This is a genomic window from Desulfatibacillum aliphaticivorans DSM 15576 (genome assembly GCF_000429905.1).
Lineage (GTDB): Bacteria > Desulfobacterota > Desulfobacteria > Desulfobacterales > Desulfatibacillaceae > Desulfatibacillum > Desulfatibacillum aliphaticivorans.
In genome coordinates this window covers 1-12,321 of sequence record NZ_AUCT01000043.1, presented here as the reverse complement: position 1 = coordinate 12,321, position 12,321 = coordinate 1, and the positions used below count along the sequence as shown (strand labels likewise).

11 protein-coding genes, 1 tRNA gene and 1 pseudogene are annotated in these 12,321 nt (G+C 53.6%); 7 read left to right on the top strand and 6 right to left on the bottom strand.

Annotated elements, in window-relative coordinates:
* Positions 1-29: 29 nt before the first annotated feature.
* Positions 30-557 carry an LPS assembly lipoprotein LptE gene (lptE, locus tag G491_RS0125250; RefSeq protein ID WP_012610333.1) on the top strand — a complete coding sequence of 176 codons (528 nt, stop codon included), beginning with the start codon at positions 30-32 and terminating at the stop codon, positions 555-557.
* Between the two features lie 94 nt (positions 558-651).
* Here the strand turns inward: lptE and rpsT are convergent, their stop codons facing one another.
* On the bottom strand, positions 652-918 hold the full coding sequence (gene rpsT, locus G491_RS0125245; protein ID WP_012610334.1) for a 30S ribosomal protein S20: 267 nt from the start codon (positions 916-918) through the stop codon (positions 652-654).
* A 184-nt stretch (positions 919-1,102) separates the two neighbouring features.
* On the opposite strand from rpsT, the gene G491_RS0125240 reads away from it, so the two are divergent.
* Both G491_RS0125240 and G491_RS0125235 read left to right on the top strand, forming a co-directional pair.
* A complete protein-coding gene (locus tag G491_RS0125240) occupies positions 1,103-1,825 on the top strand; it encodes a metallophosphoesterase family protein (RefSeq protein ID WP_028316518.1) in 723 nt (240 codons plus the stop codon).
* Between the two features lie 40 nt (positions 1,826-1,865).
* The gene (locus G491_RS0125235) at positions 1,866-2,327 is read left to right on the top strand and encodes a hypothetical protein (RefSeq protein ID WP_028316517.1); all 462 of its coding nucleotides are present in this window, start codon (positions 1,866-1,868) and stop codon (positions 2,325-2,327) included.
* A 330-nt stretch (positions 2,328-2,657) separates the two neighbouring features.
* Here the strand turns inward: G491_RS0125235 and G491_RS0125225 are convergent, their stop codons facing one another.
* The gene (locus G491_RS0125225; RefSeq protein WP_028316515.1) at positions 2,658-3,977 is read right to left on the bottom strand and encodes a TIR domain-containing protein; all 1,320 of its coding nucleotides are present in this window, start codon (positions 3,975-3,977) and stop codon (positions 2,658-2,660) included.
* A gap of 570 nt (positions 3,978-4,547) precedes the next feature.
* Here G491_RS0125225 and G491_RS0125220 point away from each other — a divergent pair.
* The 3 genes from G491_RS0125220 (at position 4,548) to G491_RS0125205 (ending at position 7,226) form a co-directional block, all read left to right on the top strand.
* On the top strand, positions 4,548-5,669 hold the full coding sequence (locus tag G491_RS0125220; protein ID WP_028316514.1) for an epoxyqueuosine reductase: 1,122 nt from the start codon (positions 4,548-4,550) through the stop codon (positions 5,667-5,669).
* 18 nt (positions 5,670-5,687) lie between these two features.
* On the top strand, positions 5,688-6,710 hold the full coding sequence (locus G491_RS0125215) for a 4Fe-4S binding protein (RefSeq protein WP_028316513.1): 1,023 nt from the start codon (positions 5,688-5,690) through the stop codon (positions 6,708-6,710).
* A gap of 440 nt (positions 6,711-7,150) precedes the next feature.
* Positions 7,151-7,226, top strand: a tRNA-Phe gene (locus tag G491_RS0125205).
* A gap of 1,282 nt (positions 7,227-8,508) precedes the next feature.
* On the opposite strand, the gene G491_RS32480 is transcribed toward G491_RS0125205, so the two are convergent.
* From G491_RS32480 to G491_RS0125180, 4 genes and pseudogenes are all read right to left on the bottom strand, one after another.
* A complete protein-coding gene (locus G491_RS32480; RefSeq protein WP_211239170.1) occupies positions 8,509-9,582 on the bottom strand; it encodes a sodium-dependent transporter in 1,074 nt (357 codons plus the stop codon).
* Positions 9,583-9,658: 76 nt separating this feature from the next.
* A pseudogene (locus G491_RS36800) lies at positions 9,659-9,766 on the bottom strand (hypothetical protein); the annotation flags it as partial.
* Positions 9,767-9,906: 140 nt separating this feature from the next.
* Positions 9,907-10,224 carry a cupin domain-containing protein gene (locus tag G491_RS0125185; RefSeq protein ID WP_028316510.1) on the bottom strand — a complete coding sequence of 106 codons (318 nt, stop codon included), beginning with the start codon at positions 10,222-10,224 and terminating at the stop codon, positions 9,907-9,909.
* 98 nt (positions 10,225-10,322) lie between these two features.
* Positions 10,323-10,928 (bottom strand): VOC family protein, encoded by a 606-nt coding sequence (locus G491_RS0125180; RefSeq protein ID WP_028316509.1) that lies wholly within the window; start codon positions 10,926-10,928, stop codon positions 10,323-10,325.
* Between the two features lie 202 nt (positions 10,929-11,130).
* Between G491_RS0125180 and prxU the strand changes: the two genes are divergently transcribed.
* Positions 11,131-11,856, top strand: a complete 726-nt coding sequence (prxU, locus tag G491_RS35100; protein ID WP_084511687.1) for a thioredoxin-dependent peroxiredoxin — start codon at positions 11,131-11,133, stop codon at positions 11,854-11,856.
* Positions 11,857-12,321 lie beyond the last annotated feature (465 nt).

Below are 12,321 nucleotides of genomic sequence, written 5' to 3'. Positions count from 1 at the left end.
CGCTGCAGGAAAGGTTCAGGGACCGCCCTATGCAAAAGGCTCTTTTGCGTCTGGTTTTACCCGTATTGATGTTAAGCCTGTGCGCCTGCGGATATCATTTTTCCGGAGGCGCCAGGCCCGGCGACCCCGTGCGGGCCGTTTTCATACCGGTTTTGGATAACGAAACAGCCGAAACCGGCCTGGAAACCATGATAACAAACGGTTTGATCCGGGAGTTCACCCGGGAGCAAAAATTCACCCTGGCCCACAGCCGCGCCGAGGCCAACGTGCTTTTGGCGGGGTCCATCGCGTCTTTATTGGATGAGAATGCCGCGCGCAGGTCGTCCGGGGATTCAGCCCTGCGCAGGGTGAAAATGATTTTGTCTCTGGAATTGCTTGATGAAGACGGCCGGGTGTTGTGGGCGGACGACAAGATTTCGGAATACGAGACCTATCAGGTGGTGAGCGAAAACCTGGCGGCCACCCAGGCAAACAAAAACCAGGCGTTGTCGGTGTTAACCACGCGCCTGGCTATGAAAATCCGCCATCGGATGGAAGCATATTTTGAAGGTTTTTAATGGGGATCGGTCGGCGCGCTGCCGTATCGGCCAAGGCTTTGAAGCCCGGCCGTGCAGCGCAGCCGCCGCACCCATTCACTACAAGTTCGGTAACCTAACCGGCCAGGGCCTCTACCTTTTTGGCAAGGCGGGAAATCTTCCTGGAAGCGGTGTTTTTGTGGATTACGCCCTTGCTCGCGCACTTATCGATGATCGACTGAGTTTCCACCAAAATAGTTTTGGCTTCATCGACGGACTGGGCTTCCACAGCCTGGTTGACCTTCTTGACCATATTCCTGAGACGGGTCTTGTAGGAACGGTTGCGCATTTGCTTGATGGTGTTCTGTTTTGCTCTTTTCAAAGCGGACTTATGATTCGCCAATGTTGCATCCTCCTTGGCCGGCATTGTTTTTTCAATCGCCGATTTATATATTTTTCACTTTCGTTAGCTGGTGCGGGCCTATATTCGGTAGACACCACAACATAAAAAGCGGTATGTAAGGAAAATAGCCTTTCTTGTCAAGGCCTAATATCATTCAACCATAATTTTTCAAGGGCGGGCGACTGTGCGAATTGCTGTTATTTCTGATATTCACGCCAATCTGGAAGCATTTACGGCTGTCCTGGAAAATATGCAAATTAAAAATGTGCACGCCTGCGTCTGCCTGGGAGACGTGGTGGGGTACGGCGCCGACCCCGAACCCGTCCTGCAGCTCCTGTGGGAAAATAAAATCCCCTCCATCCTGGGGAACCACGAAGAAGCTGTGTACGACGACGACATTCTACATTATTTCAACCCCCAGGCCAAGAAAACCGCTCTGCTCACCCGTAAAATGCTCAAGCCCGAAAGCGTGGAACGCATTAAAAAATGGCCCGTGAACATCGAGTTTCACGGCGCCCTGGGCGTGCACGGCTTTCCGCCCGACTCCATCCACAAATACCTGTTTGAAGCGGATCAGGGCGCCATATCCCGCATGTGGGATTCGGTCCCTTACAAGCTGTGCTTTGTGGGCCACACCCACAACCTGGATCTGGTGGCCTTTGACGGCCACAACGTCATTACCTATCCCCTGCTGGAAGGCGGCTGGCTTCTGGACAACCGCAAGACCATCGTCAACGTGGGCAGCGTGGGCCAGCCCCGGGACGGCGATAACAACGCCAAATACGTGATCTGGGACACCAAAATGAACGCCCTGACCATCTGCTACGTCCCTTACAACATCCAAAAAGCCGCCGATAAAATCCTAAAGGCCGGCTTTCCGGAAATCAACGCACGAAGGTTGTATTGATGAAATAGTATTCCTTCGCGCTTCATCAATAGGTACAAAAATGGACAAACAGCTGTCTGAACTAACGCCAAAAGACTTTGTCGAGACTCCTGTCTGGTTTTTTCCTATGGATGACTCTGTTGAAAGTGAGGAAACAGTCAGACCTGTCAGGGAAATCAAACAAATTGAGGATTTCCAGGTTATCGTTAAAACGTTTTTTTTCGACCAACACGGTAACACGTATCTCGGGTATATTTTTTGGGGATCGCCTGAAGAAGTCGAGTATCTAAAACCGGTAATGGCTCTCGATGACAGCGGCCGGACCGGCATAGACTTTTGGCATGGCTTGGTTGAACCGGGAGAGGAGGATTTTCGCCAGATGCGTAGCATTTTAATGAGAGAGTCCTTTCCTATCCGGTTTGTAAGCGAAGAAATTGTGGGATTAAACTCTATACATGGTGAACTCTTCGGGCTTTATTATCTCGATAAACATTACAATGTTATCTGCAAGAGTTTTACCTAAAGCGGCAAATCAAGGCATTACATATCGTTGTTGGTCAAAACGCAAAGGAGAAGGATCAGGCCAACGATTTCCCTATGGCAGTGTAGTGCAGGCCCCCGTGCCTGCCATGGACGCGCTTGCGCGTCAATAAGGCGCCCACAGGGGGCGCGGCTACATTTAACCGGGCTGACCTGTTTGTTGCGGCCCTGGAAGCCTTGTTCGCCGCCGCAGTCGGTCAGCCGCAATTCTTGGCATACGCCCTGCGCGCAACGCCATTTAAAAAGTTTTGCCCCGCTTTTTCAAAAGCGGGCCGCCGGAGGCAGGCCGTTATGCAGTTTAGCGGTTAAGCAGCTATGCTTTGGCGCCGGCGATTTCCGTGAGGAACGGCGCGATGTGGGAGTATTCCCTGACCCAGACCACATTCAGGCCCAGTTCATTGGCGTCCTGTTCTTCCAGAAGAAGGGCCAGGCTGTTGATGGTTCCTTCGGAATGGCTGGGAACCTTTTTGATGACGTAGTGGTTCAGCTCCCGGGACGGGTTTTTCCGGTAGGCCACGTCGAGCAGCCTGCGCAAATTGGGATCGTTCAGGCTCAGGCCGATGAACAGGCAGGTGTTTTGGCTCAGCTTGTTCAACTGGATCAGGTTGGACCACGAAAAGGGATCGATAAACTGGTTGTGATAGGCGTCCTCCGAGAACACCACGTCCGTGTTTTTTTTGATTCTCCCTTTGCGCGGCAGGTATCCGTGGACGTGGTAAATGGGCAGTTCGCTGCAACTGTAGCGCATGCCTTCTTCGTAAATGGCGATGTGCCGGATGTTATTGGCGGACAAAGCCTCTTCGATGAGACCGTCGAAATTGAAGGTCACGATGGAGTCCAGGGGTTTGCCGTCCCGCTGAGGCCGGGCCAGATCCACAATGGCTTCGATGATGGCGCACGACTTGGGATTCTTGGAGTACAGGGCGTCGCGAAGCTGGGGCAGAAAGTCGTTGCCCAGGTTGGTCTTCAGATATTTCCCAACCACCAGAGCGGAGGGGCTGTAGCTTCTTTGGAACTCCATGGGATCCACTTCCTCTACGGACAGGGAGTGCTCCCTGGACATGCGGATCATCATGGATTCCAGCAGCATAAGCAGCAAATTGTCCCAGGATAGAATGCCCGCGCCAATGGACGTCCCGGCGCCGCAAAACAAAGACAGCCTCCCGGCGTTCAGCGCCCTGGTCAGGGAGGCAAGGGCCTGGGTGTAGGTTCTCTCCCGGCCAGCCCCTATTTTGGCGGCTGGCGGCTCGTCCGACAAAAAACCCAGGATCTCGTTCAGGCCCCGGTCGAGATTTTCGGACAGGTCCACGTACTGGTATCGGGCCAGATATTGGGGCACCGTGCTTTTATCCACCAGGACGGGGATAATCCGCGTCGAGGGGCTGGACAGCTCGCCGAAAGCCAGGGCCGAATACTCGTGCATGGACCATTTGGAGCTCAGGGAGTCCTTGCTGATAATGATGATGAAGGCGTCAACCTCCTTCACGCCCTGATTGATTTTCTCAAGCAGGTTGTCCCCGGCCTTGATCTTCCATCCGTCGTACCAGACTCCATGCCCGGCGCCGCGAAGTTTGTCCGCAATGAGGTCCGCGTGCTTCTTATCCTGCTGGGTGTAGCTGATGAATACTTTCATTGCATCCTTCTTGCTGTGGGAGTGGATTTTTCTTCGGGAGAACGATTGTATCGGATATTGCAAACAGGAGGCTAACGTTGCACTTCTCCGAACGTAAGCCGAGCCCCGCGCCTGCATTTTCATTTAGTTGCAAAATTTAGCACAAGCCGGGCCATTGAACAATGATTTTGCCTATATCATCAGCAAGCCCAAATTGTTGTGTCCTGAGATGCACTGGAAGCCCTAAGACGGCTAAAGGAAATGCCGCTTGAAATTGCGTTGACAATCGAGGGGATTTTACGGATACTATACCAATCGGTATAATTAATCGAAGATCAAGATTCAGACAGGAAATAAATGGTTAGGCAAAAAATTCTAACGAGCGCTCTTTATTTTAAGACAGGAAGCAGGTATAATTGAAGCGCCTCAGGTCGAAAGGGAGCGGGAGCGGTCTCCAAGCCTTTCGTCCGGGGTTCGGGAGTTCCCCCAGGCGCCGCAAATTTCCCGGCGCGTTTTCAACCCAACTGGGCCGCTGATGATGGAATAATCCGCCCCAGGACATCCCAAATTTTTTTCGCCAAGGAGACAGACGTGATCACCAAACAAGACGTGATGCAAGCCGCCTATGACAATGGATTCGTGGACGTGGGAATCACGACCATGGAGCCTTTCGACAATTCCAAGGATTACCTGGAGGCCCACCAGGAGGAATACGGCTGGGCTGAAAAGATGGGCCTTTCCCTGCTACAAGGGACCGATCCCGCCAACATCATGCCCGAGGGAAAATCCATCATTGTGCTGCTGGAGGGATATTTCCAAAAGTCCTTCCCCCCTTCCATGGAGCGCCATTTCGGCCGGTGCTACCTGGACGACGACCGGGTGACCAAAGACGGCCTTGCCCTGCGCATCAAGGCGTTCCGAAATTTTCTGCGGGAAGGCGGGATCAACTCCAAGGTTCCTTTCAACCTTCCCCACCGCGCGGCCGCCACCCGGGCCGGCCTGGGAACCCTTGGCAAAAACTGCCTGTTTTACTCCCGCAAGGCCGAGGCCCAAAGTTCCTTTAGCTTTCCCATCGCCGTGGTGGTGGACCGGGAATTCGAAGCGGACGAGCCGACCATGCGGTTCGGGTGTCCGGACTGGTGCCGCAACGCCTGCATTGCCGCCTGCCCCACCAAAGCCTTAAAAGGCAACGGCAGGCTGGACCCGCGCAAGTGCATCTCCTTTCTCAGCTATTACGGCCGGGGCATCACGCCGTTGGAAATTCGGGAAGCCATGGGGCTTTTCGTCTACGGCTGCGACCGCTGCCAAAACGTGTGCCCGCGCAACGCCCCCTGGCTGGCGAAAGACCTGCCCGTAAATCAGAAAGCGGCGGCCAAGGCCGGAGACTTTGAACTGCCCAAGCTCCTGCACATGGACAAGGAGTATTTTGAGACCAAAATCTGGCCCCACATGTTTTATATGGGCTACAAGCATATCTGGCGCTGGAAGATGAACGTGGCCCGGGTCATGGGCAATACCCTGGACCCGATGTACGTGGACGACCTGATCAAAGCCTTTGGCGAGCATGACGACGAGCGGGTTTTGGGCATGATCGCCTGGGCCCTGGGCAGGATCGGCGGAGAAAAGGCCAAACAGGCCCTGGAAGGCTTCGCCTCCAAAGCCCAGGAGCCCGTGCTTGGGGAAATCAACCACGCTTTGGAAATGATCGATTAATACAAATCAGGAGAACAAATGCAAACGCCGGAACCCTTAAAATTTTATGCAAAAAAATTGGGCTATCCCAAATCGGAAACCCTTGGGACCATCCTTTCCACCCTGTTTGACACCGAAGAAAAGCAAAAAGTGGCGGCCGCGCTTCCGGGCGACGCCCCGCAGTTGTCCGAAAAAACCGGCGTTCCGGTGGAGGAGGTCAGAAGCATCCTGAAGGTCCTTCGCCATTTTGGAGCGATTTGCAAAAACCAGAAAGTGCAAGCGGAAGAAGAAGTTTACGTTTTGTATCCCGGTTTGATCGAACTCCGGGACGCGGTGCTGCTCACTCCGGGAATCGGCATGGACATGGTGGAGTTGTGGGACCGCATGATCCGCAAGGAAATGCAGGAGATTTTTCCCACGTGGAAAAAGCTCAACGTGCCGCCCATGATGCGGACCATCCCCGTGGAGGCTGCAGTGGATACGCGGTCCACGGTCCTGGATGAGGACTCGGCCAGGCATATTATTGAAAACGCCCGGCAGATCGTGGCCATACCGTGCGTTTGCCGGGCCACGCGGCATCGTTTGAACAAAAGCCCGGATTGCCCGGCGCCCGAGGACGCCCACATTTGCATGCTGATCAACAAATTCGGCATGGAAGCCCTGGAGCGCGGGATCGGCGCGGAAATCACCACAGAGGAGGCCTTAGCCAAGCTCAAGGCCGCCGAGGACGCAGGACTGGTGCATATGACCCGCAACAACGTCAAGTCGGACGTGGCCCTGTGCAATTGCTGCTCGTGCTGCTGCACGGGGTTGTTTGCCGTCAACCAGGTGAAGTACGAAGCCTTTGCGCCGTCCCGATTCCGGGTGAAGCTGGACGAGGATGCGTGCCTGGGCTGCGGAACCTGCGTGGACCGGTGCCAGTTTCACGCCATTGAGTGCGAGGACGTTGCGGTCATCGATCTGGCCAGTTGCTTCGGCTGCGGCAATTGCGTGTCCACCTGCCCCGGCGAGGCTCTGACGCTGGAGGAATTCCGGCCCAGGGATTTTATCCGCAATACCTGATTGCTTGGACCGGGATTTATAAAAAGTCCCGACGCGCTTTTCATAGGCCGAAAAAAAACTGAACTTTTTTTCAAAAAATGTTCGGATCGGCCCTTGGGCAGGGAAATTTTTTTTCGGGATTTCCTGAAAATATCCTTGACGGGCGGGGTCTGGAGGCGAAACCGGCCCCGCCCGGAAAAAGCGGCCTTTTTTCCGCGTTAGACGCTGGAATTATTAAACAATACAGGAGCAAAAGGACGATTTGATCGTGAGGCCGGGATCGGCTCCAAACCAATTGCCGTGCGTCGCTTTATGGCGTAAAACGGCCAATCCCGGCCAGCAGATAAAAGATCAAACAAATTCTTAACCAGAGCGGATTTTCTCCTTGACATCTTCGGCTCAAACTCCTATATACGGTCCCACTTTGGCGGTAACGCAAACCGGCAAAGACATAAGGCCAAGCCGAGGTAGCTCAGTCGGTAGAGCAGCGGACTGAAAATCCGCGTGTCGGCAGTTCGATTCTGTCCCTCGGCACCAGCCTAACAAAACGCCGCATGATTTCGATCATGCGGCGTTTGCTGTTTTCAGCCCCCGAAGTTTTAAACCAAGCCTGAAAATCATTATTTTAATCACGGAAAACACGGAACCGAAAATTTCCCGGACAGCCGTGCTTTCCGTGGTTTGAAAGTCTTTTCAATAGGGCGGCATCGCATCCAAATCTCGACTTCACCCATTTATACGCTTATTTATCGTGAGCGCCCCCGTTAAGTTGTTCCCGGTTACTTCTTTTTTGTTTCCGCCTTTGATCAAGCAAAACGCCGATGAAAAAAGCAGGAGTAATAATAGTCACAGATTTGTATGAAACAAAAAAGTCATTCAATTTCATTGTATAACAATAAGGTCTTGAGTATACTAAATAGAATGTCACCAGCAAAATGCAATAAAGCGCAGCCCAGAAATATTGGCGCGTCTTCATAACTCTCGATAGCAGCCATCCCATTCCGATATAGTAAACAATGTCAAGGATGCTTGAATAGAACTCCGCCTTGAATATCGCAAGGAACTCATTACTTGAACTACTATTAAAAAATCCGAAATTAGCTAAGTAGTAATTTGTTGGAAGCCTTACAAAGTCGTTCAATAGCGTTGAAATAAAAATGAAAATTATAAAAATAAACACCTGCCTCATGCAAATGGAATATTTCATAATATAAGGTCTCCATTCATGGAATTCCCGTGCTTCTCTATCTGGAATCCAGCGTCCCATCCCCCGTCATTCCCGAGCGTCCGGGGCGCCGCTTGCTGCGCCCGCATAGGGGTTGGTCACCCCAACCCGTCATTCCCAGGCGTCCCTATCGGGAATCCAACGTCCCACAGCCCGTCATTCCCGAACGTCCCTATCGGAAATCCAGCGTCTTTGTCTTTGGGCATTTGAGCAACCCCACAAGCCAGTATCCTGCCGGAGTCGCAAAGCGGTATGTAGGTCGGATTACGCGGAGCCAGGATAAGGATTCGGACAAGGCTGGAGAAAAAATTTCCATAAAAACACGGCAGATGCCCATCCCTTCATGCGGAGCAATCCGACGGCATAGAGAATAATTGGGAGGATTCATTTTCAACGCCTTAAACAAAAAACATTTCCACCCGCTTGGCCGCCATTTTTCTCTAAAAAGGCCCTTGTTCAAGATTAAATAAAAATCATATTTAATAGTGTACAAGCCCCTGAAAGTCAGGGAATAACAAAGAGATGTTAAAATGATGTGCTATTTGGAAAGAAGCCTTTGTGCTGGCGGAATGGCATGTCTGCCATGATTCCCCCCTACCCGATTCCACCCAGGGCCATGCCGAGGATCCAGACGAGGAGGCAGACGGGAACGAAAACCCAGGAGAGGTATTTGATCAGGCCGCGGGTCCAGGGCTTTTTGCATCCGGTGTTTATGGCCTTTAGGGCTGCGTCCGCCCCTAAAATCCAGAACAGGCCCACGGCGATGATCAAAGCTCCGGCGGGAAGCATATAAATTGTAAAAAGATCCACCCATTTTTCGAACACGCCCATGTTAAGATCCAGGTACAACCCGATCCCCAGGGCGATGCATGCGACCGGAACCGCCGCTTTTTTACGCGGCAGCTTCAACTGATCCATCAACGCTTCCACGGGAACTTCCACCAGATTCAAGGCCGACGACAATCCCGCCAGAATCACGCTGAAGAAAAACAAGGCGCCGTACACCCGGCCTCCTGGCATGACGTCAAAGATCCGGGGCATGGTTACGAACATCAGCTCCGGCCCGGCTGCGGCGTCCACGCCAAAGGCAAAGGTTGCGGGGATAATCACAAAGGCGGCCAAAAAGGAAGCCAGGCTGTTCATGACCGCGGTGGTCAACGCGGCGCTGGGGATGTCCATGCCGTCGTCCAGGTAGCTGCCGTAGATGAGCATGCCGCCCAGGCTGACCGTGAAAAAGCTCTGGCCCAGGGCCATGATCCAGGTCTGGATGTCCCAAAGATATGTCCAATCCGGCTTGGTTAAGAACGCAAGGCCGTCCAGGGCGCCGGGCAGGGTCAGGCTGCGCACCAGGAGAATGGCGAGAATCCCGAACAACAGGGGCATGGCCGCCTTGTTGATGCGCTCCAGGCCGGCTTGCACCCCCTGTGCGGCGATAAACGCGGTTACCCCTATGGCCAGGACGTGCCAGGGCATGGAGGCTGCTTGTCCTGCAAAATTCCCGAACAGGGCGGAAAAATCGGAGCCGGAAAGATCGCGGCTGATAAAAAGCCAGAAGTACCGGATGATCCAACCAAGCACGATGGAGTAAAACACCAGGATGCCCGAGACGGCCAGCACGGGAATCAGCCCCAACAGCTTGCCCAGGCCGGGATGCAAGCGTCCGAACACTTGGGACAGGGCGCCCCATGGGCCCCCGCTGCTCCCTGCGGCCCAGGGCGAGCTCCGCGGCCAGGCCGAACCGGACCAGCCCGAACACGAACAACAGGTAGGGGATTAAAAAGGCGGCGCCGCCGTAGCGCCCCAATCGCCAGGGAAAAAGCCAGATATTGCCCAGGCCGATGGCCGCGCCCATACAGGCGGCGATGAAACCGATTTTACTTCCCCAGGTTTCTCTGGGGGTTTGATTGGAGGAATTCTTGTTCATAACAGCGTGCCGGCATCACAAGACAGGCCCAATTGTCAACCCGCACCAGGCCCTTTTTTGCGAGCGTCTTAAATAGGAGGCGCGATGGTCACAAGCACGCGCATGTCCGTAACGGCGTTAATGCCGTGGGGCTCCGAAATCTCGGAGATGAGGATGTCTCCCGGCTTGGCGGGAATGGCCGCGCCTTCGCCTCCCAAGAACTCGCCCTCCCCTTCCAGAACCAGGATGGAAAGCTGGCCGTCGATCTGATGGGAGTGGATGGGCAGCTTTTGCCCGGCTCTGAAATTGAAGTTGAGGATCTTGAAATACGGAGAATCGTGAACCAAATATTTGCTCAGGCTCAGGTCGTTGAAGTCGTTCACTTCAATAATGTTCAGGTGCTTCATTTTGCGAACCTCCTAATTATGAGGACCGTTTTCCATTGTCTTGACAAGCAAAAACTACACCTGAAAGCCCTGGTAGTCCTTGATTCAAGTCGAAAAAATCAATTTTCCTCCTTTTTTCCAAAATGGTTGGGCTTTTCAAAAAGATCCATGCCTGCGCCGGCGAAAGCGACCCGCCAATCCTGCGGCGTTGGCTTGGTGACATCCGGCCATTGCCCGGGCTGCGGGTCCGGCCCTTCCAGGGCGGTTTCCGAAGGGCCTTTATCCACCAAAACCGGGGTCTTTCTGATATCCCTGCCTGGAACCGGCCAGGAAAACTCGATGGGAATTCCGTTGGGGTCAAAGGCGTATATGGAATGGATGAAGCCATGATCCATGGCGTCGGACACGGAAAACCCCGCCGCCTCCAGCTTGTCTTTCAGGTCGTACAACTCCTTTTCCGTTTCCACGCCGATGGAGAGATGGTCGAAAACAAACGGCCCGCGAACCGGATAGCCGTGGTCCTTTTTTTCAACCGGTTCCACGCCGTCCCACTCAAAAAAGGCGATGCAGTCATTCTCGCTGATTTCAAAAAAATAATGCCTGAACCCGGGCCTGCCCAAACCCGCTACCAGGCGCATTCCCAACAGGTCTCTCCAAAAGCGTATGGTTTTTTCCATATCGCCGGTGGCCATTGCCAAATGATTGATGCCGGTAAATTTCGTCATAGAGTCCTCGCCAACCCTCGAAAGTGTTCTTGTGTAGGAAGTATATGAACCCATTTGGCTCAGGTCAAGTATGTCCCATATCTAATTAGGAATGAGTGTCATTTTTTCTTGCCCTGAAAAGGGAGGCGGCGTATCATAGATAAAATCTTGGCAAGAGCCCGTGTAACATTATAAATATCAATGCAAATCATAGGAGGAGTCTATGCCGAAGGAATTCAGCCCCGGCTGCGCCCGCCCCACAGGGGGGCCCGTGGGGGAAGAGGCGAAGGAAACGGCGTCACCGCAACCAACAAACCAGGCAAAAAGCAAGGAGGCAGGCATGATCAAGGTTGGAAAAAAAGCTCCGGATTTTACGGCTCCGGCTTATTTAAAGGGTGAGTTTGTTACGGTGCAATTATCCGAATATTTGGGCAAATGGGTGCTGTTATGCTTTTATCCGGGCGATTTCACCTTTGTCTGAGCGACGGAAATCTCGGCGGTCGCCGAGAAGAATGCGGAATTTGAAAAACTGGGGGTGCAGATTCTTTCCATGAGCGTGGACAGCGTGTTTGTGCATAAAATGTGGGATGATCACGAGCTTTCCAAGATGGTGGAGGGCGGGGTTCCCTTCCCCATGCTGTCGGACGCCGGCGGCAAGGTGGGCACGTTGTACGGCATTTACGACGAGGACGGCGGAGTGGAAACCCGCGGCCGTTTTATCATCGATCCCGACGGAGTGGTCCAGGGCTACGAGGTGCTCACCCCGCCCGTGGGCAGGAACGTGTCAGAGTCCTTTCGCCAGGTGCAGGCCTTCCAGCATGTGCGTCAGAGCAAGGGCACGGAAGCCACGCCTTCGGGCTGGAAGCCCGGCAAACAAACCCTCAAGCCCGGCCCGGATCTGGTGGGCAAGGTCTGGGAGGTTTGGAAAACCTCCGAGGCTTTTGACTAACGCCCCGTTGGGTTAAAAACAAGGAATTATTCCATCTTCGGGTTTGGAAGTAATACTTTAAAATCAAGACCTAAGCCTGGGTCTATGATCTGAATTATAAACCGGAGCCCGGGAATCATGATCCCTTCCCCCCTGGCGGGGGGAAGGTCAGGATGGGTAGGACTCGTTCCCATGTTGTACGCGGGAATGCATACCTCCGCCCCATCCTCCCTTCGAACAAAAATACGGCCGACAATCATCATTATCCGGTTTGCGTAGGGGCGCCGCTTGCTGCGCCCGCGCAGGGGTTGGGTCTCCCAACCCTCGGGCAGGGCTCGCCCTGGCCTTCATACCTTCCCCACCGGCGGGGGAAGGTCAGGATGAGGGGCGCCATTCCCGAGCGTCCCTATCGGGAATCCAAGGTCTTCGTCCTTTGCTCTCGTTCCCATGCTGTGCGTGGGAATGAATACCAAAGACCATTAAATT